Below are 21,623 nucleotides of genomic sequence, written 5' to 3'. Positions count from 1 at the left end.
GAAAATTCTGCCAGGTGGCTTTTTAAACGTCAGAATTCCGGAGAATATCTATTTATAGACATTTAACTAGCTAAAGTGTAAGCAAATTCAAGTAGTATTTGCTTGAAATAGTGGTGGAATGTATGGTATAATTCCCGTTATATCTGCACGACTGGTACATCGCTTCTTAAATAATCATATTGCCCTTGGAAATGATGGGAATTACTATAGTTATTTCAGAAGGGATGTACGAAATATTTACGAGATAATTGCAGAAATATATCCACAAGCGAAAAGCAGGAAAAGGAAGAAAGGAAAACAATATGGCAAACGCTAAATACTTCTTAAAGAGATTTGCAATGGCACTGCTGACTATCTTTCTGGTAGCATGTCTTACATTTCTTCTGATGAATGCTGTGCCTGGAAGCCCATGGCTCAGTGAAAAAACGCCATCTGCCGCAACACTGGCAGCGTTGAATGCGAAATATGGTCTGGATAAGCCGCTTCACATTCAGCTTTTTATGTATCTGAAAAATATTCTGCATGGTGACTTTGGTGTATCCTTGAAAATGCAGAAAAACCGCGCAGTTCTGGACATTATCGTTGATATGTTCCCGGTATCTGCCAAAGTAGGTGCGCTTGCACTTTTATGGGCGATCATCGTAGGTGTGCCTCTTGGATGTCTTGCTGCATTTAAGAGAGGTAAATTTACAGACAGCTTACTGAGAGTTATCTGTACTCTGGGTATCTCCATGCCAAGCTTCGTAGTTGCATCTGTTCTTCTTGTAACACTTACAGGAGACCGCGCAGGAAATCTGTTCCCGTCCATCTTTGATGCGTCCCAGGGATTCAGAGCTTACCTGCTCCCTTGTTTTGCACTTGGATTTTATCCAATGTGTTATACTGCACGTCAGACCCGTTCCGCAATGCTGGATTCTCTGGGACAGGAGTATATCAAGACAGCTAAGGCAAAAGGTCTGAAGAACAAAAAGATTATTTTCAAACATGCATTGAGAAATGCCCTGATCCCGGTAATCACTTATCTGGGACCGCAGGTTGCCTTTACTTTATGCGGTGGTTTCGTAGTTGAGAGTGTATTCTCCATCCCGGGACTTGGACGTTATTTCGTACAGTCCATTCAGAACCGTGATTATCCGGTTATTATGGGAACTACAATTTTCCTTGCAACATTTATTATTATGATGAACCTGGTCGTTGATATCCTTTACAAGATCGCTGACCCGAGAATCAGCCTGACGAAAGGAGGAGACTGATCATGGCAGAGAATAAGAAAATTAAGAAATGTCCGGTAAGTCTTCAGCCGGATATCGAGAATCTCCTGCAGGAAATGACAGCAGATGATTTTGCACCTGCATCCAGTCAGGAGAAGGATAATTTTATCCAGGACCGTCAGAGTGTATCTTACTGGAAAGATGCCTGGAGAAGACTGAAAAAGAACGTTGTGGCAATGGTAGCTCTCGGAGTGATCATATTCCTGTTTCTGTTTGCATTCTTAGGCCCGGTTCTTGTTCCGTACGGATACGATGAATTTAACAAAGGTGCTGAAAACCTTTATCCCACTCACTACACACTGGAAGACCAGAAGCGTGTAGATGAGGAGATTGCAGCCAGAACCCAGAGTGAGGTTGTTGACGTAGATGCAATGATCGAAAAGGCTAAGGCAGAGGCAGAAGCCAAGGGTGAAAAATTTGGCAGAAAAGAAGAAGCCATTCTTCGTGCAAAAGCAAAAACAGCCGCAAAAGACACAAGCAATAATGAAACAGAAGAAGATGTGGACCAGGATGCAATCCGCAAGGAACTGGGAATCAAAAAACATATCTTCGGATATTCAAATGCAGAGCTGGAGCGCAAGGCCGCAGGTGAGAAAGTATTCCCACATGTTTTCGGTACAGATATGTATGGCCGTGATATTCTCGTACGTGTTATGTACGGTGCACGTGTATCCATGTCCGTAGGTGTATTTGCAGCTCTCCTGGTACTGATCATCGGAGCTTTATATGGTTCTATCTCAGGTTACTGCGGCGGCAAGGTCGATGCAGTGATGCAGAGAATCGTAGAGCTTATCTATGCAGTTCCTGAAATGCTTGTAGTACTTCTGATCGCAACAGCGCTGAAACCAATCCTGACAGATTATGTTAACTCTGCGGGCGGCGGTCCCATGAAGAGCTTCGTCAATGTACTTGGACCGAACCTGATCTCCATGTTCATTGCATTCGGTCTTCTGTACTGGGTTACAATGAGCCGTATCATCCGTGGTCAGGTACTTCAGCTGAAACAGCAGGAATATGTAACAGCAGCAAGAGCACTCGGTGCTTCAGGCGGAAGGATCATCCGTCGTCATCTGCTTCCGAACTGTATCGGACAGATCGTTGTAACAACCTGTCTGCAGATTCCGTCTGCGATCTTCCTGGAGTCATTCCTTTCCTATCTTGGTGTTGGTGTATCAGCACCCCTTCCAAGTCTTGGATCTATGGCAACAGATGCCTTAAGTGGTATGTATACTTATACTTACAGACTGATCGTTCCGTCTGTGATCCTCAGTATAATGATTCTTGCATTTAACCTGTTCGGTGATGGACTGCGTGATGCACTTGACCCGAAACTTAAGAAATAAGAGAGGAGGAGAATCATGTCTGAACAGAAGAATAAATTATTAGAAGTAAAGGACTTAAAGGTCTCCTTCTTTACACCTGCCGGTGAGGTTAAGGCAGTAGGAGGAATCTCCTATGACCTGGACTACGGCGAAGTTATGGGAGTAGTAGGTGAGTCCGGTTCCGGTAAGAGTCAGGAGGCTTATTCCATTATGGGACTTCTGCAGTCACCTGGTAAAGTAGTGGGAGGTTCCATTACATTTGAGGGAGAAGACGTTCTGTCCTTCACCAAAGATCAGATGACTCAGTTCCGCGGAAACAAGGTAGCAATGATCTTCCAGAACCCTATGACCTGTTTAAACCCGGTTTATACTATCGGTAATCAGCTGGTAGAGGCACTCCGTGCACATGACAAAAATATCAGCAAAGAAGATGCTGAGAAACGTGCCATGGAAATGATGGAGCTGGTTGGTATCAACAATGTACAGAAACGTATGAAACAGTATCCTCATGAGTTCTCAGGCGGTATGCGTCAGAGAGTTATGATCGCCATGGGTCTGATCTGTCATCCCCAGCTTCTGATCGCCGATGAGCCCACTACAGCTCTTGATGTTACCATCCAGGCTCAGATCCTTGACCTGATGAAAGATCTGCAGAAGAAAACAAAGATGGGAATCATCTTTATCACTCATAACCTGGGTGTTGTTGCAGATATCTGTGACAAGGTTTCTGTTATGTATGCAGGACGTATCGTAGAGCAGGGACCGGTTGATGATATTTTCTATGAACCTGCACATCCGTATACAAAAGGTCTTCTGCGCTCCATGCCTCGTGTAGATGCAGAGAGTTATGAGAGACTGATCCCTATCGAGGGTACCCCGGTAGATATGCTGAATCCGCCGGAAGGATGTCCTTTTGCACCACGATGTGAGCATTGTATGAAGATTTGTCTTAAGAAAATGCCTCCTTATGTGGAAGTAGGCGAGAAACACCGTTCAGCCTGCTGGCTGCGTGTTCAGGAACTGATGGGCAAGGAGGAGAACTGATATGGCAAATGAAGAAAAGAAACTTGTGGAGATACAGAATTTACGTAAATATTTCCCTATCAAAGGAGCGAACGGACCTGGTGTCCAGGCAGTTCAGGATGTCTCTCTTTATATAAAAAAAGGAGAGACCCTGGGTCTGGTAGGAGAGTCCGGCTGCGGTAAGACTACTTTGGGAAGAACTCTTCTCAGACTGTATGAGCCTACCGGTGGTAAGATCATTTATGACGGTGAAACGATCTTTGACAATCCTCTGGACAAGGACGGAAATCCCATCGGAAAAGCGAAAGCTGTAAACATGCTTCCTTACCGTAAAAAAATGCAGATCATTTTCCAGGATCCTTCCGCATCTCTTGACCCGCGTATGACAGTAGGAGAGATCATCGGAGAGGCCATTGATATTCATAAGCTGGCTGCAAACAAGAAGGACCGTGCGGATATGATCAAGGGTCTGCTCTCAAGAGTGGGATTAAATACAGAGCATGCAAACCGTTATCCTCATGAATTTTCAGGCGGACAGCAGCAGCGTGTAGGTATTGCCCGTGCACTTGCCGTAAAACCGGAATTCATTGTATGTGATGAGCCGATTTCCGCTCTGGACGTTTCCATCCAGTCACAGGTAGTAAATATGCTGGAGGACATGCAGGCAGAGATGGGACTGACCTATCTGTTTATTGCACATGACCTGTCAGTTGTACGTCATATCTCCAACAGAATCGGTGTTATGTATCTGGGATCTCTGGTAGAGCTTGGTGAGAGCTATGAGCTGAACCGCCACCCGATTCATCCGTACACACAGACACTTCTTTCTGCAGTTCCTGTACCGGATCCTAAGCTGAGCCGTACAAGACAGAGGATCATCCTTGAGGGAGATGTGCCAAGTCCTATGAACCCGCCAAGCGGATGTCGTTTCCACACCAGATGTCCATATGCGACACAGCAGTGTAAAGAGGAGGCACCGAAGTTCAAGGAGCATGAGCCTGGACACTGGGCAGCATGCCATCTGCTTGATAAATGATCAAGTCTGTAGGATGAAAGCCTGTGAACTGCTTTGAATACGCTATTTCGCAGAAATGTTGCAGTAGAGTGGGAATTGACAGAAAATGTAAAAAAAGACAGAAAAAACATAACATGGGTAATAATTAACAAAATTATGACTTTAATTATGTTTATAAATGCGAAAAAAAAGACTTAACACAGGTATTAGATTCCTGTATAATGGAATTTATAATACAAATCGCTGAACGATGATACAGCGATACAACTGTTCAGCATTTAAGCACTAAATTGCTGAACGGTTACCGAAAACCATAATAAAGGAGGACTAGTAATGAGAAAGGCAAAAACAATTATGTCTCTGGCTCTGACAGCAGCTATGGTAACAAGCATGGCAGCTCCGGCACCTGTAATGGCAGCAGAGGGATTTGATCTGAATCTCTGTATCGCATCTGAACCACAGAGTATCGACCCTGCACTGAATACAACAATGGATGGTTCCATTATGTGTCAGCATATGTTCGAAGGTCTGGTTAAATGGGCTGATGATGGCGAGGGAAATGCTACTACAGTTCCAGGACAGGCAGAATCCTGGGATAAAGAGACAAACGATGATGGAACAGTAACTTATACTTTCCACCTTCGTGACGATATCAAATGGTCTGATGGCCAGGCAGTTACAGCACAGGATTTTGAATATTCCTGGAAACGTCTGGCAAATCCGGAAACAGCAGCAGATTACACTTACATGATCGATATGGTCAAAGGCTACAGCGAAGTAGCTGACGGAAGTGCTGAGGTTGACACTCTTGCAGTTAAGGCTGTAGATGATACAACACTGCAGATTGATTTAAGCTATGACTGCCCGTATTTCGAGGAAATCATGGCATTCCCGGCAACCTACCCTGTTCGTAAAGATATTGTAGAGGGAAGTGACAACTGGACATTTGATCCTGCAACTTATGTAACCAACGGTGCATATAAGCTGAAAGAATGGTCTCATAACGCTTACATTCTTATGGAAAAGAATGAAAACTACTATGATTATGAAAACCTTGGTCCGAACACAATCAAATTTGCTCTTCTGGACGACAGCAATGCTATCCTTAAAGGATATAACAACGGAGAACTTGATTTCATCAATAACTTCCCTGTAGACGAGGTTGCTGGTTTACTTGCATCCGGAGAAATCGAACTGGGAGATTACATTGGAACATACTATGCATGCTTCAATACAGAGGATGAAACATTTTCTGATCCTAAGGTTCGTAAAGCATTCTCACTTGCTATTGACCGTAACTACATTGTAGAGAGCGTTACACAGACTGGTGAAACTCCTGCAACAGGATATGTTCCCAATGGTGTTTATGACGCAGAAGGACCAAGCGGAGATGACTTCCGTACAGTAGGCGGTGAATATTACAGCGTTTCTGAAGACGATTATGAGAAAAACTGTGAAGAAGCACGTCAGCTTCTTGCAGATGCAGGATATCCCAACGGTGAAGGATTCCCGACAGTTGAATATCTGTACAACACAGATGACAAACACAAAAAGATCGCTGAAGCACTTCAGAATATGTGGCAGGAACAGCTTGGTGTTACAGTAAATCTGGACAACCAGGACTGGAACGTATTCCTTCAGAACAGAAAAGAAGGTAACTATCAGATTTCCCGTAACGGATGGATCGGAGACTACAATGATCCTTGTACATTCCTTGATATGTGGTACACAGGCGGCGGAAACAACGATGCTCAGTACTCCAACCCGGATTACGATGCACAGATCGATGCAGCAAAATCTACATCTGATCCAGCAGAACGTATGAAAGCATTCCATGCAGCAGAAGATATCCTGATCGGAGACGACAGTGTACTGGCTCCTCTGTACTTCTATGTACAGCCATACATGCTGAAAGATGACATTAAGGGTATGTACTATACACCTCTTGGATTCTTCTTCTTCTCATACACAACAAAGGAGTAAGATACCGTATCTGAGAGCAGAATAAGAAATGATTTTCCTGTTCTGATAGAAAGACAAATGAAACAGCTTCATGTAAATGGATGGTTAGTTCTTTGCATGGAGCTGTTTTTTATGGAAAGATAAGGAAGGCAGAAATGAAAACATTGATTTTTAACGGATCGCCGAGAAAAAAAGGTGAGACAGCGTATATGATCAAGACATTACAGGAGAAACTTGGCGGGGAATTTAAAGTAGTGGATGCATACAGAGCCAGAATAAGCCCGTGTATAGACTGCAGGTGGTGTTTTGAACATGCAGGATGTGCGGTACAGGATGAATGGCAGGAAATTCTTTCTTTTATTGAAGAGTGCGACCATATTGTGATAGCTTCACCTGTATATTTTGAAGAGGTGACGGGAATGCTTCTTGCTGTGCTGAGCAGGCTTCAGACATATTTCAGTGCCAGGTATCTCCGCAAGGAAGAACCTGTCCCCAAAAAGAAAACAGGAGCAGTCCTTCTGGCAGCAGGGAGCATTGGACCGAGAGAAAAAGCGGAAAGCACAGCAAAAATGCTGCTCCGCCAGATGAACTGTGACAGTCTGGGAACTGTCTATGTGAACCGTACAGATAAAGTACCGGTAAGAGACCGTGAGGATATTATACAGGAAATAGAAGCGCTGGCAGAGAAATTGAGATAAATGTGGACCTGAGGATAATGGGAACGCAAATTTTGAAATAAAAAATTAATACTTGTAATATGGATTACAATGTGTTATTATTTATGTCAAGCAAAGGTGCTGAAGAGAAATCTTCGGCACCTTTTTTGTTTAAAGTCCATTATCCGGGGCTTTAAATATAAAAAAACACAAATTTTACTTGCGTAAAGTGGTAAAGCGTGATATAATTCAAAAAAATGTTTGAGGGATAAGGACAAATGTTCTCCAAGAAAAAACATTTAAATCATCTTAAAGGAGGAAACTATTATGAAGAAAAGAGTTTTAGCCGTATTACTCAGCGCAGCAGTAGCAGTATCTATGGTGGCAGCCACAGCAGCAACTGCATTTGCGGCTGACACAGTAAAGATTGGTGTATATGAACCGGCATCCGGTGACAATGGTGCAGGCGGCAAGCAGGAGACGCTGGGCATCCAGTATGCCAACAGTGTACAGCCTACCGTAGAGATTGATGGCAAGGAATATAATGTAGAACTGGATATTGTTGATAATGAATCCTCCAATGATAAGGGTCCATCTGCTGCATCCAAGCTGGTAAGTGATGGAGTTTCTGTTGTACTTGGATCTTATGGTTCCAGTGTTGCCATCGCAGCATCTGATATTTTCAAACAGGGCGGGGTTCCTGCAATCGGTGTTACATGCACCAATCCACAGGTAACCCAGGGAAATACCCATTATTTCCGTATCTGTTTCCTGGATCCCTTCCAGGGTACTGTACTTGCAAACTTTGCAAGTGACAAATTTAAAGCAAAAAAAGCCTATGTACTGACGAAACAGGGGGATGATTATTCTGCTGGCCTTGGACATTACTTCACAAAGGCATTTGAAGATGCAGGCGGTGAAGTTGTATCTGATACATTCCCGGAAGGAAACAGCGATTTCGCTTCCTATGTAACAACAGCCAAGAATGAAGGGGCAGACGTATTCTTTGCACCGGTTTCTACAGAGGCAGCAGCCCTGATTATTGACCAGGCAGCTTCCCAGGGACTGGAGGCTCCTCTTCTTGCAGGCGATACCTGGGATTCCAATGTTATCCTGAATGCTGCTAAGGGCAAAAATCTTCAGCTTTATGTAACAACCTTCTACCAGGAGGGTGGTAACAAAGAATTTGATGAAGGTATGAAAGAATTTGTAAATTCTGATTCCACAAACAAAGCCAACAATGGTGGAAATGATACCATCGCTGCTGTATCTGCCATGGGCTATGATGCATACTTTACAGCTCTGGAGGCACTGAAGGGAGCTGGCTCCACAGATCCGGCAAAAGTAAATGAAGCACTCTGGGATGTTCAGTATGACGGCGTATGCGGACACATTGAATTTGACAAGGAAAACGGGGACGCAGTAAGAGATACAGCATATGTAAAACAGGCAAATACAGAGACCGGTGCATGGGAATTTGTAGGAGAACAGGGAATTAAATAATCTTTTTACTTATAAAACTACAGCCGTGATATTAAAATGAATATCAGTAAGTAGCAGGGTATTTCCTGAGAAAGATACCTGACTGCTCCGGTGTTAGGGATGATACATCTCTTAGCCGGAGCAGTTTTGGTTGATTATTATAAATCGTAAGCATAAGGAGAAATGATATGGAATGGTTCAGCAGAAATCTGCCCTATTTGCTGGCAGGTATTTCAGTAGGCGGACAGTACGCACTGATCGCCATAGGATATACCATGGTATATGGTATTCTGCGACTGATCAATTTCGCCCATGGTGATATTTTTATGGTCGCAGGTCTGATTATGATATATGCATCCACGGTTATGCCCATGTATATATCTATCCCTTTAGTATTAGTTGCAACCGTTGTGATTGGTTTTCTGGTAGAACGTGTGGCTTACAAGCCTCTGCGGTCTGCACCCAGAATGTCTATTATGATCTCAGCAATCGGTGTTTCCTATCTGCTGCAGAATCTTGCTTTGTACATAACAGGAGGTCTGGCACAGCAGTATCCGGCTATCCCGTGGATCAGTGATACCATCACAGTATTGGGTGCTACCACAAAACGTGTAACTGTGATCACACCCTTTCTGACGATTATTCTTGTGATCGCCCTGGTTGCCCTGATCAAATATACAAAGATCGGTATGGCAATGCGTGCAGCATCCAAGGATTTTGAGACTTCACAGCTTATGGGGATCAAGATCAATTCAGTCATCAGTATGACCTTTATTATCGGTTCTTTCCTGGCAGCAGTGGGAAGCCTTCTGTTTTTTACAAACTATACAGGTGTTACTCCTACTGTAGGTGCTATGCCTGGCCTGAAAGCTTTTGTAGCAGCTGTTTTCGGAGGTATCGGTTCTATCCCTGGTGCGGTGATCGGAGCGTTTATCATTGGTATTTGTGAGAATATTATTAAGGGCATGGGTTGGACGACTTTCTCAGATGCATTTACCTTTGCATTGCTGATCGTTATCCTTATTGCAAAACCAACCGGGCTTTTCGGTGAGAAATCTACAGATAAGGTTTAAGGAGGCAGATATTATGACAAAGAAGAAAGAAACGATCATAAGCGTTGCCTTAATCGCTGCCTTACTGATCGTATTATATGTGCTGGAGCAGATTCTTCCGTCTACCTCCATGCTTTTTACAGTTTTGAAAAAAGGTGCTATTTATGCGCTGGTTGCAGTTTCCATGAATCTGTTAAACGGGTTTACAGGACTGTTCTCTCTGGGACAGGCAGGATTTATGCTTCTGGGTGCCTATACCTATGGAATCCTTACCATTCCGGTGGAACAGAGAGAAAATGTATATATGTATTTTGACGGTGGTATTGTACAGTTTACTGTGCCGGTTTTTGTGGCACTGATCGCAGCCGGTGTGGTTGCAGCAGTTTTTGCATATCTGATCGGTCTGCCTGTGCTTCGCCTGAAAAGCGATTATCTGGCTATTGCCACACTGGGCTTTGCGGAAATCATCCGTGCAGTGTTCCAGTGGGATAAATTAGGACCGCTGACCAATGGTTCCAACCTGTTGAGAGCCTATCCTACCTTTAACAGTGTGCTGTTTCCCTTCATTGTATCCGGAATCTGTATTGCCATTATCGTGATGATGATTAATTCCACTTACGGCCGCGCTTTCAAGGCAATCCGCGATGACGAGGTGGCTGCAGAGGCCATGGGGATCAACCTGGCTCATCACAAGAGAATTGCCTTTGTGGTAAGCTCCTTTTTTGCAGGAGTTTCCGGTGCATTACTTGCCATGTATCAGACTACGATCCAGGCATCTACCTTCAAATCAGCCATGACCTATGAAATCCTTCTGATCGTGGTAATCGGAGGTATCGGCTCTGTTACAGGAAGCTGTATCAGCTCTTTCCTGTTTATCATTTTCTCTGAATGGATTCTTCGATTCCTTGACAATGATACTTATATAGGAAGCTTCCATGTGCCTCTTCTGCGTGCCGGTTTCCGTAAAGTTGTATTTTCAGTGGTTATCATGATCATCGTGCTTTTCTTCAGACAGGGTATTATGGGAACCAGAGAATTTTCCATCAGGGGAATCTATAATTTCCTGACCGGAAAATCAAAAAAGAAAAAAACTGCCAAAGGAGGTAACGCCTGATGAGTGAGAACAACGTACTGAAGGTTGAGAATGTTACCATGCAGTTTGGTGGTGTGATCGCCGTAGACAACATGAATATTGAAGTAAACAAAGGGGAGATCGTTTCGCTGATCGGTCCTAACGGTGCGGGCAAAACTACTGCGTTCAATGTAATCACAGGAGTGTATGCACCTACCAACGGAGCCGTTTATTTCCAGGGGGAGAAGATCATTGAAAATCATCCCCAGGGTAAAATGAAAAAGCTTTATCAGGGAGAAAATGATGGAAAATATACGCATTCCATTGTTCCCACACCGGATAAGATCACAAAGCTGGGAATCGCCAGAACCTTCCAGAATATCCGTCTGTTCAAAAGTCAGACGGTATTCGAGAATATTCTCATTGCCAAGCATCTGAGAAGAACCAGTAACCTTTTTACTGCTACCTTCCATCTGAATGGCAAAGAAGAAGCGAAGATGCGTAAAGAGGCAGAAGAACTCCTTCGCATCGTAGGTCTGGAAGATCTGAGAGATGAGATGGCAACTTCTCTTCCTTATGGTAAACAGAGAAGACTGGAGATTGCCAGAGCCTTGGCTACAGAACCAAAGCTACTTCTCCTGGATGAGCCTGCTGCAGGTATGAATCCACAGGAGACCGATGATCTGACTGCCTTTATCGCGAAAATCCGTGATGAATTTGGTCTGACTATATTTATGATCGAACATCATATGGATCTGGTTATGGAGATTTCTGACAGGATCTATGTTCTTGATTTTGGGAAACCTATTGCAGAGGGTGTACCTGAAGAAATCCAGAATAATCAGAGAGTTATTGATGCATATCTTGGAGGTGCCGCAGATGAGTAATATTTTGGAAGTAAAGGATTTAAGCGTAAGCTACGGCGGCATTAAGGCTGTAAAAAATATCAGCTTTCAGGTTCCGAAGGGGGAGATCGTAACCCTGATCGGAGCCAACGGTGCCGGCAAAAGTTCCACCCTGCGTTCTATTGTAGGTCTGGTAAAGCCAAAAACCGGTAATATTAAATTAAATGGGAAAGAAATTGCGGGAAAAACTCCGGAACAGATCGTAAGTCAGGGAATTACCCTGGTTCCGGAAGGACGTCGCGTTTTTGCAGATCTTACAGTGCTGGAGAATTTAAAGATCGGTGCATATATGCGCAAGGACAGCCTGGAAGAGGACATCAACTGGTGTTATGATCTGTTCCCCAGATTAAAGGAAAGAAACTGGCAGCTGGCAGGAACTCTATCCGGTGGTGAGCAGCAGATGCTGGCCATTGCCCGGGCCCTTATGTCCAGACCGGATATTATCATGATGGATGAGCCCTCGCTGGGACTGGCACCTATTGTTGTTAAGGGTGTGTTTGATATTATCCGCGAGATCAATAAGCAGGGAAAAACCATCCTGCTGGTAGAACAGAATGCCAATATGGCTCTCCGTGCAGCTCATCATGGCTACGTAATGGAAACTGGAACCATCACTCTGTCCGGAACAGGAGAGGAGCTTGCATCCAATGAGTCAGTAAAGGCCGCATATCTGGGTAAAAATAAGAAGAATAATGCAGTAAGATAAAAAAATACCATTCTGTACTGAAAAATAGTACAGGATGGTATTTTTTTGCCGGAAACAGAAAAAATCAGTGAACCTCAGACTTCCCTGACTCCTGCCAGGGAGGGCTCTGCCATCAGAGAATAATTGGTATAGTAAACCACAAAGCCAGGCTTGGCACCTGCCGGTTTTTTTACCTGCTTTTTCTGGATATAATCAATTTCCACCTTTGGCGCAGTACGTCCTTTGGAATAATATGCCGCAAGCTGTCCTGCAATCTCAAAAATATGATCCGGCAGCTCCCCGTCCCTGGACTTTACCACAACATGGGAACCGGCCATCTTCTTCGCATGAAACCACCAGTCATTTCCTGTGGCAAACTTAAAGGTAAGTTCATCATTCTGGAAATTATTTTTCCCTACATAAATATCATAGCCATCCTCTGTGACATAGTGGAAGGGCTTGGATTTGGCCTGCATTTTCTGGCCTTTCTTCCGGTCATAATGCTTTTTGATATAGCCGCATTCTGCCAGCTCCTCCTTGATCTGGGCCAGATCGCTTTCAGCCAGCGCAATATCCAGGGCATTGGAGATAGACTCCAGATGATCGATCTCACTTCTTGTCTCTTCAAGCTGTTCCTTAAGAGCCTCCTCCGTACGCTTTAATTTGCCATATTTATCAAAATATTTCTTGGAATTTTCAGCAGGAGTCATGGTAGGATCCAGAGGAATGGTAACTTCTTCATTATTATAATAGTTCACAGCCTTAAATGACTTACAGCCATCCTCCAGGCCATAACCATAAGTGTTGATCAGTTCTCCATAGATTTTATACTTGTCCTTTTTGGCAGTATCCTTCATCTGCTTCTCCTGCAGTATCAGCTTCTTGCGGTTACGCTCCAGGGCAGTCTGTACAATCCGGCGCAGATCTGCAGACTTCTGATGAATACGTGAAAGAGTATTCTTTTTCGCATAATAAGTTTCCAGCATGGCAGACACACTGTCAAAGGTCTCAGCATGATACTCAGCCCCATACTGCTGAAAAAGAAACACCCCATACTCCACAGGCTCTTCACCCCGGAACACAATGTTAGGGGTAAAATCACATTCCTTAACCTGCTCCATCAGTCTACTGAAGGTATGGTACAGATGTACCTGGGCTGTTTCATCCAGTGACTGCGCCGCATCACTGCCGTCAATGGAAGCCCTGTAGCAGATTTCCTCTGCAACAACAGGACTAAGTCCGGTGAGAGAAGAGTAGATCGCCCTGGAAATATTACAGGGCTTACTGCAGATAACTCTTATAAAATCCTCCTCACTTACAGACAGCGGATCCAGCTTATCCTGAGTTTTCGGAATAAAATACTCCCTTCCCGGAAGAACCTCCCTTACAGAACTCATATGAGAAGAAACATGCTTAATACTGTCCAGGATCATCCCCTGATCATCACAGAAAATAATATTACTGTGTTTCCCCATCAGCTCCATGATCAGAACCTTCTTACAGGGATCCCCCAGTTCGTTCAGATGCTCCAGCTCAAATTCCACCACACGCTCCAGCCCCGGCTGCCTGATCCCGGAAATACGCGCACTGCCAATATGCTTACGCAGCAGCATACAGAAATTGGGCGCAGTCAGAGGGCTCACCTTATTCTTAGACGTAAAATAAATAAGCGGAAGCGAAGCACTGGCCGACAAAAGCAGCCTGCACTGCCCATTCGCCCCCTTACCCGTAATCAACAACTCATCCGCCTCCGGCTGAGCAATCTTATTAAATCTGCCTCCATCCAAATTCAAATGCAGCTCCGCCACCATCGCCGCAATCGTAATTCCATCAAATGCCATATATATACTCCTAACTAAAATATTTAAATTTATATACGATTCCTCTCAGTATACCACACCCCGCCCCCTGCAATCAAGGATTCAAGCATACCCTCAAAACTACAAAAAATATTTGACTAAGATTTCATAATGAACTATAATAAATCTGTATGTAAATTTTACACCCCAATACTTTTAAAACAGACCCACAAAGAGAGAAAAAACCATGATAAAAAGTATGACAGGTTTCGGCCGCTCAGAAGTCGTAACCGATGAACGAAAAATAACCATCGAACTCAAATCCGTCAACCACAGATATCTGGATCTGAGTATCAAAATGCCAAAGAAACTCAGCTTCCTGGAAGGTTCCATCCGAAATTTGATGAAAACCTATATCCAGAGAGGTAAGGTAGACGTCTATATCACATACGAAGATTATACCATAAACAATGGCACCCTGAAATACAACAAAGAACTGGCAGCCGAATATATAGCCTGCCTGAAGCAGATCCAGCAGGACTTTGACCTGGACTATGACATAAAAGTCAGCACTCTCTCCCGTTATCCGGATATCCTCACTATGGAAGAACAGTCCGTAGATGAAGAAGAACTGTGGAGCATACTGGAGCCGCCGGTGCGGGAAGCCTGTGAGAAATTCATTCAGACCCGTACCCAGGAGGGACACAACCTGGAGAAAGATCTTCTGGAGAAACTGGACGGCCTGGACAAGAAGGTTACCCGCATAGAAGAACGTTCGCCTGAGGTGGTAAATGCCTACAGGACAAAACTGGAAGCCAAGGTTTCCGAGCTTCTTGAGGACACACAGATCGATGACAACAGGATCGCAGCAGAGGTTATTCTTTTCTCTGATAAAATCTGTAATGATGAGGAAACAGTACGTCTGCACAGTCATGTAAAAAACATGACGAAAATGCTTACCACAGAGACAGAGGGGATTGGACGAAAGCTGGACTTCATGGCACAGGAGATGAACAGAGAAGCAAATACCATCCTGTCCAAATCTAGTGATATGGAGATTTCGGATATAGCCATAGACCTGAAGACAGAAATCGAGAAAATACGGGAACAGATCCAGAATATAGAATAAAAAGGATGGATGATGGTGGCCAGACTGATTAATATAGGATTTGGAAATGTAGTGAATTCACAGAAAATCGTGGCTGTGGTCAGCCCTGATGCTGCACCGGTGAAGCGCATGGTGCAGAGCGTCAGAGGAACCAGGTCATTGATCGATGCAACCCAGGGCAGGAAAACCAAAGCAGTGATCATTACCAGTGATGATTATCTGGTACTTAGCGCACTGCAGCCTGAGACCATCGCCCGCAGGTTTGCAGAAATATATGAATATGAAGATAAGGGAGAAGTTCATGAGTAAAGGAATTTTAGTTGTAGTTTCCGGCTTTTCAGGTGCAGGTAAAGGCACAGTGATGAAGCGTCTTCTTGAAAAATATGATGACTATGCACTGTCTGTTTCCGTGACTACCAGAGCACCCCGCCCAGGTGAGGAAGACGGTATTGCTTACTTTTTCCGTAGCAGGGAAGAGTTTGAGCAGTTGATCAGGGAGGATGCGCTGATCGAATATGCCCAGTATGTGGAGAATTATTACGGTACTCCCCGTTCTTATGTAGAAGAGCAGCTTTCAGCAGGCAGGAATGTGATCCTGGAAATTGAAATCCAGGGGGCAATGAAGGTAAAAGAAAAAATACCGGAGGCTTTACTGGTATTTGTAACTCCGCCTACAGTGGCAGAGCTGGAAAAGCGTCTTAAAGGCAGAGGAACAGAAACTGATCAGGTAATTGCAGACCGGCTGGCCAGAGCCGGAGAAGAAGCAAAAGGCATGGATCAGTATGATTATATTCTGGTTAACGATGATGTGGAGGAATGTGTGGATCATCTTCATGATATTATTGTAAGTGAGCATTCCAGAGCATCCAGAAATATTGATTTTATTGAGGACATCCAGAGACAGACAAAAGCTTTTCGGAAATAAAAGATAACTATATGGCAAAGCCATTAAAAATGAAAGGAGAATATAAATGATACATCCATCTTATACAGAATTAATTGAGGCAATCAACACAAACAATGAGGACGATGATACCACAATGTCCATCAACAGCCGCTATTCCCTGGTACTTGCTGCCAGCAAGCGTGCACGTCAGCTGATCGCAGGAGCAAAACCTATGGTAGCTGGTGCAGCAGGTAAAAAGCCGCTTTCTATTGCTATTGATGAATTATATCAGGGACAGGTAAAGATTCTGGCACCTGAAGAGGAGACAGAAGAAACAGCAGAAGCTGTACAGACAGAGGCAGCTGTGGAAGAGACAGAGGCTGTGGCAGAAGCTGAGACAGAGGCAGCAGAAGAGACTGCTGCTGAAACTGAGACAGAAGAAAACTGATTGGGAGATTATATGAAGCTATTATTTGTATCATTAGGCTGCGATAAGAATTTGGTGGATTCTGAGGAAATGCTTGGACTTCTGACCAGAAAAGGATTTGAGATCGTAGATGATGAAACACTGGCAGAGGTGATCATTATCAATACCTGCTGCTTTATTAATGATGCTAAGGAAGAGAGCGTAAATACAATCCTGGAGATGGCAGAGTATAAAAAGGCAGGAAGCTGTAAGGCTCTGATCGTCACCGGATGTATGGCTCAGCGTTACAAAAATGAAATCACGGAAGAAGTTCCGGAGGTAGATGCAGTACTGGGAACCACCTCCTATGAGGATATTTACAGAGCAATCCAGGAATCTATGGATGGGAAACAGTTTCAGGAATTCAAGAGTATTGATTATCTGCCGGAAAGCCTGGGCAGGCGTGTCCTGACTACAGGCGGCCATTTTGGATATCTGAAGATAGCAGAAGGCTGTGACAAGCACTGCACTTATTGTATTATTCCAAAGCTTAGAGGTAAATTCCGAAGTGTTCCCATGGAGCGCCTGCTCACCCAGGCCAGAGAAATGGCTGAGGAAGGTGTGAAAGAACTGATCCTGGTAGCACAGGAGACTACGGTATACGGTACGGATATTTACGGAAAAAAATCTCTTCATGTTCTTTTGAGGGAATTGTGTAAGATCAGCGGAATCCGCTGGATCCGGGTGTTATACTGCTACCCGGAAGAGATTTATGATGAACTGATCCAGACCATGAAAGAGGAGAAAAAAATATGTCATTATCTGGATCTTCCAATCCAGCATGCCAGCGACAGGGTCCTGAAGCGAATGGGAAGACGTACCACCAGGGCAGAACTGGTGGATATTGTAAATAAACTTCGGGGAGAGATTCCGGACATTGTTCTGAGAACGACTCTGATCACAGGATTTCCCGGTGAAACTGAGGAAGACCATGAGGAACTGATGGAATTTGTGGATGAAATGGAGTTTGACAGATTGGGGGTATTTACTTACTCACCTGAGGAGGATACTCCTGCTGCAGGAATGCCGGACCAGATTCCTGAGGAGATCAAGGAAGAACGAAGGGATGAGATCATGGAGCTCCAGCAGGAGATTTCTTATGATAAGGGGACTGACCGTATTGGCCAGGAGCTGCTTGTCATGATTGAGGGCAAGGTGGCAGATGAAAGTGCCTATATCGGCAGGACCTATGGAGACGCACCGAAGGTGGACGGCTATATCTTTGTGCAGACCGGGGAGCTTCTGATGACCGGCGATTTTGCAAAGGTACGTGTGACCGGCGCGCTGGAATATGATTTGATAGGAGTGTTGGCAGATGAATACACCGAATAAACTGACAGTGGCCAGAATGATCCTTGTACCATTTCTGGTGTTGTTTATGCTTACAGGATGGGGCGGAGAAGGGAACCGCTATATATCCCTGGCTATTTTTGTGGTAGCCAGTGTTACAGACTGGTTTGACGGTAAGATTGCCAGAAAAAATAATCTGGTAACAAATTTCGGAAAATTTATGGATCCTCTGGCAGACAAGCTTCTGGTCTGTTCTGCTATGATTTGTTTTATTGAGCTGGACAAGCTTCCGGCATGGATTGTGATCATCATTATCGCAAGAGAATTTATTATCAGTGGTTTCCGCCTGATCGCAGCAGAGAATGGAATTGTAATTGCGGCGAATTACTGGGGCAAGTTCAAAACTGTTTCTCAGATGATCATGATTATTCTTCTTCTGGCAGATCTGGGAGGTGTGTTTGATGTGTGGGCACAGATTTTCGTCTGGTTGTCAGTAGCTTTGACTATTATTTCTCTGATTACTTATATCTGGCAGAACAAGAAAGTATTATCCATGCAGGATTGATAAAATGCAGGACTGAAAAAGTAATTCAGCGTATCATTTTCATTAGCTGAATTACCTTGTCAAGTTTTTGAACCTCCTGAGGAGATTTCCCTGCTTTTAACACATCAATGATTGTTGAGATTTCACTGGCGCTGAAGTTCATACCGCTTTTCTTCCCCTGGGAGGCTGCTCCCAACAGGAAAGGCAGGAGTTCACCGGCGCCTTTTGTATTTCCCTGAGAAGCCAGGCTGCGGAGCATTTCCAGCTTGGCTTTGTCTATATCTGCAAGCTTTGGATTGTTGATCCAGTTATCATTCAGGTTATTATTTAAGGGATCCTTCATTGGAATCCTCCTTTCTGTATTCCGGCTGGTTTATGATATTTACCATTTGAACCATTGCCATCATATTCACAAGCTGATCCAGCTTCGACCTGGCAGGACCGTAGCAAAAGCTGCGGATATCGTTAAGCATATCCATAGGATCCGTGTCTGTGGTACTTGCAGCAGTCAGATCGGATTCGTAATTTCTTTTTCCAAAAATAGAAACTGTATTTCGAAATTCTATTGCTTTTTCATAAATAGAGAGAATCTGGCGGCTTCTGGCAGGCAGGTAAGGAATAGCAGCCTTTAGCATCTGTCCGTAATCAGTACCTGTGATCTGATCCAGAGGAGTTTGGGAAATAAAATCCTGATTCATGATGATGCTCCTTTTTGTTTATGATTGATGACGGGGCCTGAGATTTTTGCCCCTAACAGTTTATGATCTTTGCTATCAGAATATGAAGGAATTTTGACGGGAAGTGGGTAATCGTTATGGCGAAGCAGACAGCTGTGACATATAATAAATTATAAACAGAAGGAAAGAGGAAGGGAAAATGAAGGATCAGAAGGAAAAACAGATAATGGAGGGGAATTCCTTTTATGAAATAGATCTGGAGTGCGTGCGCAGGAAGGAAGAAGCTGAAAAAGGTACTGGATCTGGCTGTGACAAACCGGATAGCCGTCCCCAAAGGCAGAGGGGTTAACCTCTGCCCGGGAAGGGAAAAACGGCAGCCGGTCAGCAGCAGTTGTTATTGCATCCACTGCCATTGCCGCACAGGCAGAGAAGAACGATAATAATCCAGCAGTTGTCATTGCATCCGCAGCTATTACCTCCACCAAATCCATTGTTACCGCACAGGCAAAGAAGAATGATGATCCAAAGGATATTGCTGCAGGAATTATTTCCGCAGGAGAGTCCACAGCCGTTTCCGCATCCACAGCCCATATTGCATCCACAGTTAGTGTCACAACCGGAATTGCATCCGCATCCTCCTCTGTCGTCGCAGCAGTTTGTAGCAGCTAAATCACTCATGTTGATTCCTCCAGAATTTCTTTACACTCTATCATATGTACCAGGATCAAATGTGTTACTGTGAACGGAATGAACAGTAACTCAAATGTGTTGTTTGAGTAAACCGAATAGAAGTTGACATTAATAGTGGATTCAGATATAATATATGTAACAATTTTGTAAAGAATGCAAAGATTGTGAAAAACAAATGCAATAAAAAGTCGAAAAATAAGTATAAAAAGAATGGAGAGTATTCATGAAGAAACATAGGAACATATGGAAAAGCTGCCTGCTTCTTTCTGTGATCGCCGTTTTTGTACTGGGGTGTTTTTCTGTGTCGGCTGCGGCCAAAACAGGCTTTGTCACTGAGAATGGCAAAACCTATTACATAAACAAGGATGGTTCCAGACAGAAAGGATGGCTGGAGCTAAATGGCAGAAAATATTATTTTAACAGAACTACAGGAGTTCAGCTGAAAGGCTGGGCCAAGGATTCCAGCGGTAAAGTGATCCGGTATTTTACCAAGGGTGCCGGCTATATGGTTACCGGCAATCTGAAGGATTCCAAGGGAAATATCCGTTATTTTGATGAGAAGACAGGCCTGCTTACCAGAGGATGGCGTACAGATTCCAAGGGATATAAATATTATTATTACAGTGGTTCCGGAGTGATGGCTACCGGTTGGGTACAGGATAAAAAATCACAGAGACGTTATTTCAGTAAAGCAAACGGCAGGATGCTTACGGGATGGGTTGAGAATTCTGCAGGTAACTACAGATATTTTCATCCGACGTCGGGAATTCTGTATGTAGGACTTCAGAAGGTGGGAGAAGATTACTACTATTTCTCCAAGACTACAGGTATCCGTTATGAGAAGGGTTTTGGCACGGTCGGAAGTAAGAAATATTATTTTGACAAAAAAACAGGCAAAATGAAGACCGGCTGGCTGGAGGAGGATGGCAAAAAATATTATTTTGAATCCTCAGGTGCCATGGTTGTAAATGATGTGCGGGCTATTGACGGCGCTACTTACAAGTTTGATGAAAACGGTGTGGCGTCTAAAGTAGATTCCAACTACGTGATAGATGGAAAATATGTCAAGGTATTTGATGCTAAAAATAATAAATGGTATTATATGGAAAAAGAGTTTCTGGAGCATCCGGGAATTGCTGACGGCACAGTTTCTGACTTGGACCTGCTGGCTGCAGTATGTGATGCGGAGGCGGGAGACCAGGGGCTTGTGGGTATGGAAGCAGTGGCTCTCTGTGTGCTGAACTGTACAGTGGACAAGTATAAGGAATTTCCGTCACAGATCCGTTATGTGGTATATCAGGGAAAACCGAACCAGTATGCAGTTGTGATTGACGGTGCTCTGATCAAACGACTGAAGGGACAGTTTGAAGACAGAACCAATGCCTATGCAGCTGCAAAAGCGGCAATGGCAATGTTTAATGATTATGTTAATAAAGGAACTGCCAGAACTCTGCCCGGATTTAAGAAAAAGGATTTTGATTATAAATTCTTTATGACTCCTCAGGCCTTCTGGGCGCAGAACCTGAATTTCAGCAAACTGGATTATGAACAGTACAAGGGTCATATGTTCTTTGTAGACTGGATATCAGGCTGATGCATTAATACTTTAAGTTGGCAGAGAAAAACGAAATTATCTGTAAAATTTCTTGACAAACAAAATCTGTATTTGTATACTTGCAGATAGATAAGGCAGTCAGGAAAAGGGCAATTCGGTATTC

23 protein-coding genes are annotated in these 21,623 nt (G+C 43.9%); 19 read left to right on the top strand and 4 right to left on the bottom strand.

Features of this window, described 5'->3' with window-relative positions; genetic code table 11:
* Positions 1 to 302: 302 nt before the first annotated feature.
* From H8Z82_RS08270 to H8Z82_RS08220, 11 genes are all read left to right on the top strand, one after another.
* Complete coding sequence (locus H8Z82_RS08270; protein WP_186994854.1) at positions 303 to 1,253, top strand: ABC transporter permease; 951 nt, start codon at positions 303 to 305, stop codon at positions 1,251 to 1,253.
* Positions 1,254 to 1,255: 2 nt separating this feature from the next.
* Complete coding sequence (locus H8Z82_RS08265) at positions 1,256 to 2,614, top strand: ABC transporter permease (RefSeq protein ID WP_186994853.1); 1,359 nt, start codon at positions 1,256 to 1,258, stop codon at positions 2,612 to 2,614.
* A 15-nt stretch (positions 2,615 to 2,629) separates the two neighbouring features.
* On the top strand, positions 2,630 to 3,637 hold the full coding sequence (locus H8Z82_RS08260) for an ABC transporter ATP-binding protein (RefSeq protein WP_019161429.1): 1,008 nt from the start codon (positions 2,630 to 2,632) through the stop codon (positions 3,635 to 3,637).
* A 1-nt stretch (position 3,638) separates the two neighbouring features.
* Positions 3,639 to 4,652 carry an ABC transporter ATP-binding protein gene (locus H8Z82_RS08255; RefSeq protein ID WP_019161430.1) on the top strand — a complete coding sequence of 338 codons (1,014 nt, stop codon included), beginning with the start codon at positions 3,639 to 3,641 and terminating at the stop codon, positions 4,650 to 4,652.
* A 312-nt stretch (positions 4,653 to 4,964) separates the two neighbouring features.
* Positions 4,965 to 6,614 carry a peptide ABC transporter substrate-binding protein gene (locus H8Z82_RS08250; RefSeq protein WP_019161431.1) on the top strand — a complete coding sequence of 550 codons (1,650 nt, stop codon included), beginning with the start codon at positions 4,965 to 4,967 and terminating at the stop codon, positions 6,612 to 6,614.
* Positions 6,615 to 6,748: 134 nt separating this feature from the next.
* Entirely contained in the window at positions 6,749 to 7,291 is a 543-nt protein-coding gene (locus H8Z82_RS08245; RefSeq protein ID WP_026076943.1) for a flavodoxin family protein, read from the top strand.
* A 285-nt stretch (positions 7,292 to 7,576) separates the two neighbouring features.
* Complete coding sequence (locus H8Z82_RS08240) at positions 7,577 to 8,752, top strand: ABC transporter substrate-binding protein (protein WP_019161433.1); 1,176 nt, start codon at positions 7,577 to 7,579, stop codon at positions 8,750 to 8,752.
* 167 nt (positions 8,753 to 8,919) lie between these two features.
* On the top strand, positions 8,920 to 9,804 hold the full coding sequence (locus H8Z82_RS08235) for a branched-chain amino acid ABC transporter permease (RefSeq protein ID WP_019161434.1): 885 nt from the start codon (positions 8,920 to 8,922) through the stop codon (positions 9,802 to 9,804).
* Between the two features lie 13 nt (positions 9,805 to 9,817).
* Positions 9,818 to 10,897, top strand: a complete 1,080-nt coding sequence (locus tag H8Z82_RS08230) for a branched-chain amino acid ABC transporter permease (protein WP_186994852.1) — start codon at positions 9,818 to 9,820, stop codon at positions 10,895 to 10,897.
* The gene (locus H8Z82_RS08225; protein ID WP_019161436.1) at positions 10,897 to 11,742 is read left to right on the top strand and encodes an ABC transporter ATP-binding protein; all 846 of its coding nucleotides are present in this window, start codon (positions 10,897 to 10,899) and stop codon (positions 11,740 to 11,742) included. The genes H8Z82_RS08230 and H8Z82_RS08225 overlap by 1 nt, the downstream gene beginning before the upstream one ends.
* A gap of 1 nt (position 11,743) precedes the next feature.
* Positions 11,744 to 12,466 carry an ABC transporter ATP-binding protein gene (locus tag H8Z82_RS08220; RefSeq protein ID WP_026076945.1) on the top strand — a complete coding sequence of 241 codons (723 nt, stop codon included), beginning with the start codon at positions 11,744 to 11,746 and terminating at the stop codon, positions 12,464 to 12,466.
* 74 nt (positions 12,467 to 12,540) lie between these two features.
* Here the strand turns inward: H8Z82_RS08220 and H8Z82_RS08215 are convergent, their stop codons facing one another.
* Positions 12,541 to 14,286 carry an Rqc2 family fibronectin-binding protein gene (locus tag H8Z82_RS08215; RefSeq protein WP_186994851.1) on the bottom strand — a complete coding sequence of 582 codons (1,746 nt, stop codon included), beginning with the start codon at positions 14,284 to 14,286 and terminating at the stop codon, positions 12,541 to 12,543.
* A gap of 205 nt (positions 14,287 to 14,491) precedes the next feature.
* Here H8Z82_RS08215 and H8Z82_RS08210 point away from each other — a divergent pair, with 205 nt between their 5' ends.
* The 6 genes from H8Z82_RS08210 to pgsA are packed head-to-tail and all read left to right on the top strand — an operon-like array spanning position 14,492 to position 18,559.
* Positions 14,492 to 15,373, top strand: coding sequence for a YicC/YloC family endoribonuclease (locus H8Z82_RS08210; RefSeq protein WP_019161439.1), 882 nt, complete (start codon positions 14,492 to 14,494; stop codon positions 15,371 to 15,373).
* A gap of 15 nt (positions 15,374 to 15,388) precedes the next feature.
* Entirely contained in the window at positions 15,389 to 15,661 is a 273-nt protein-coding gene (locus H8Z82_RS08205; protein ID WP_081584405.1) for a DUF370 domain-containing protein, read from the top strand.
* Positions 15,654 to 16,277, top strand: coding sequence for a guanylate kinase (gene gmk, locus H8Z82_RS08200; RefSeq protein ID WP_186994850.1), 624 nt, complete (start codon positions 15,654 to 15,656; stop codon positions 16,275 to 16,277). The genes H8Z82_RS08205 and gmk overlap by 8 nt, the downstream gene beginning before the upstream one ends.
* Positions 16,278 to 16,323: 46 nt before the next feature.
* Complete coding sequence (rpoZ, locus tag H8Z82_RS08195) at positions 16,324 to 16,686, top strand: DNA-directed RNA polymerase subunit omega (RefSeq protein WP_186994849.1); 363 nt, start codon at positions 16,324 to 16,326, stop codon at positions 16,684 to 16,686.
* A gap of 12 nt (positions 16,687 to 16,698) precedes the next feature.
* A complete protein-coding gene (rimO, locus tag H8Z82_RS08190; RefSeq protein WP_186994848.1) occupies positions 16,699 to 18,036 on the top strand; it encodes a 30S ribosomal protein S12 methylthiotransferase RimO in 1,338 nt (445 codons plus the stop codon).
* On the top strand, positions 18,020 to 18,559 hold the full coding sequence (gene pgsA / locus H8Z82_RS08185) for a CDP-diacylglycerol--glycerol-3-phosphate 3-phosphatidyltransferase (protein ID WP_186994847.1): 540 nt from the start codon (positions 18,020 to 18,022) through the stop codon (positions 18,557 to 18,559). Before rimO ends, pgsA begins: the two co-directional genes overlap by 17 nt.
* 25 nt (positions 18,560 to 18,584) lie before the next feature.
* Here pgsA and H8Z82_RS08180 read toward each other — a convergent pair whose 3' ends face one another.
* A complete protein-coding gene (locus tag H8Z82_RS08180) occupies positions 18,585 to 18,881 on the bottom strand; it encodes a hypothetical protein (RefSeq protein WP_019161445.1) in 297 nt (98 codons plus the stop codon).
* Positions 18,862 to 19,236 carry a hypothetical protein gene (locus tag H8Z82_RS08175; protein WP_019161446.1) on the bottom strand — a complete coding sequence of 125 codons (375 nt, stop codon included), beginning with the start codon at positions 19,234 to 19,236 and terminating at the stop codon, positions 18,862 to 18,864. Before H8Z82_RS08175 ends, H8Z82_RS08180 begins: the two co-directional genes overlap by 20 nt.
* A 178-nt stretch (positions 19,237 to 19,414) precedes the next feature.
* On the opposite strand from H8Z82_RS08175, the gene H8Z82_RS08170 reads away from it, so the two are divergent.
* Complete coding sequence (locus H8Z82_RS08170) at positions 19,415 to 19,564, top strand: hypothetical protein (protein ID WP_019161447.1); 150 nt, start codon at positions 19,415 to 19,417, stop codon at positions 19,562 to 19,564.
* A 32-nt stretch (positions 19,565 to 19,596) separates the two neighbouring features.
* Here H8Z82_RS08170 and H8Z82_RS08165 read toward each other — a convergent pair whose 3' ends face one another.
* Positions 19,597 to 19,893 carry a hypothetical protein gene (locus tag H8Z82_RS08165; protein ID WP_186994846.1) on the bottom strand — a complete coding sequence of 99 codons (297 nt, stop codon included), beginning with the start codon at positions 19,891 to 19,893 and terminating at the stop codon, positions 19,597 to 19,599.
* Between the two features lie 235 nt (positions 19,894 to 20,128).
* Between H8Z82_RS08165 and H8Z82_RS08160 the strand changes: the two genes are divergently transcribed.
* On the top strand, positions 20,129 to 21,499 hold the full coding sequence (locus H8Z82_RS08160) for a cell wall hydrolase (protein WP_186994845.1): 1,371 nt from the start codon (positions 20,129 to 20,131) through the stop codon (positions 21,497 to 21,499).
* Positions 21,500 to 21,623 lie beyond the last annotated feature (124 nt).

The organism is Blautia difficilis (genome assembly GCF_014297245.1).
Lineage (GTDB): Bacteria > Bacillota > Clostridia > Lachnospirales > Lachnospiraceae > Blautia_A > Blautia_A difficilis.
This window is presented reverse-complemented; position numbering and strand designations above follow the sequence as displayed.

What these genes read in the sequence shown, in the direction of transcription:
- H8Z82_RS08270 (WP_186994854.1), top strand. Translation starts at nt 303, where the DNA reads ATGGCAAACGCTAAATACTTCTTAAAGAGATTTGCAATGGCACTGCTG.
- H8Z82_RS08265 (WP_186994853.1), top strand. Translation starts at nt 1,256, where the DNA reads ATGGCAGAGAATAAGAAAATTAAGAAATGTCCGGTAAGTCTTCAGCCG.
- H8Z82_RS08260 (WP_019161429.1), top strand. Translation starts at nt 2,630, where the DNA reads ATGTCTGAACAGAAGAATAAATTATTAGAAGTAAAGGACTTAAAGGTC.
- H8Z82_RS08255 (WP_019161430.1), top strand. Translation starts at nt 3,639, where the DNA reads ATGGCAAATGAAGAAAAGAAACTTGTGGAGATACAGAATTTACGTAAA.
- H8Z82_RS08250 (WP_019161431.1), top strand. Translation starts at nt 4,965, where the DNA reads ATGAGAAAGGCAAAAACAATTATGTCTCTGGCTCTGACAGCAGCTATG.
- H8Z82_RS08245 (WP_026076943.1), top strand. Translation starts at nt 6,749, where the DNA reads ATGAAAACATTGATTTTTAACGGATCGCCGAGAAAAAAAGGTGAGACA.
- H8Z82_RS08240 (WP_019161433.1), top strand. Translation starts at nt 7,577, where the DNA reads ATGAAGAAAAGAGTTTTAGCCGTATTACTCAGCGCAGCAGTAGCAGTA.
- H8Z82_RS08235 (WP_019161434.1), top strand. Translation starts at nt 8,920, where the DNA reads ATGGAATGGTTCAGCAGAAATCTGCCCTATTTGCTGGCAGGTATTTCA.
- H8Z82_RS08230 (WP_186994852.1), top strand. Translation starts at nt 9,818, where the DNA reads ATGACAAAGAAGAAAGAAACGATCATAAGCGTTGCCTTAATCGCTGCC.
- H8Z82_RS08225 (WP_019161436.1), top strand. Translation starts at nt 10,897, where the DNA reads ATGAGTGAGAACAACGTACTGAAGGTTGAGAATGTTACCATGCAGTTT.
- H8Z82_RS08215 (WP_186994851.1), bottom strand. Translation starts at nt 14,286, where the DNA reads ATGGCATTTGATGGAATTACGATTGCGGCGATGGTGGCGGAGCTGCAT.
- H8Z82_RS08210 (WP_019161439.1), top strand. Translation starts at nt 14,492, where the DNA reads ATGATAAAAAGTATGACAGGTTTCGGCCGCTCAGAAGTCGTAACCGAT.
- gmk (WP_186994850.1), top strand. Translation starts at nt 15,654, where the DNA reads ATGAGTAAAGGAATTTTAGTTGTAGTTTCCGGCTTTTCAGGTGCAGGT.
- rpoZ (WP_186994849.1), top strand. Translation starts at nt 16,324, where the DNA reads ATGATACATCCATCTTATACAGAATTAATTGAGGCAATCAACACAAAC.
- rimO (WP_186994848.1), top strand. Translation starts at nt 16,699, where the DNA reads ATGAAGCTATTATTTGTATCATTAGGCTGCGATAAGAATTTGGTGGAT.
- pgsA (WP_186994847.1), top strand. Translation starts at nt 18,020, where the DNA reads ATGAATACACCGAATAAACTGACAGTGGCCAGAATGATCCTTGTACCA.
- H8Z82_RS08180 (WP_019161445.1), bottom strand. Translation starts at nt 18,881, where the DNA reads ATGAAGGATCCCTTAAATAATAACCTGAATGATAACTGGATCAACAAT.
- H8Z82_RS08175 (WP_019161446.1), bottom strand. Translation starts at nt 19,236, where the DNA reads ATGAATCAGGATTTTATTTCCCAAACTCCTCTGGATCAGATCACAGGT.
- H8Z82_RS08170 (WP_019161447.1), top strand. Translation starts at nt 19,415, where the DNA reads ATGAAGGATCAGAAGGAAAAACAGATAATGGAGGGGAATTCCTTTTAT.
- H8Z82_RS08165 (WP_186994846.1), bottom strand. Translation starts at nt 19,893, where the DNA reads ATGAGTGATTTAGCTGCTACAAACTGCTGCGACGACAGAGGAGGATGC.
- H8Z82_RS08160 (WP_186994845.1), top strand. Translation starts at nt 20,129, where the DNA reads ATGAAGAAACATAGGAACATATGGAAAAGCTGCCTGCTTCTTTCTGTG.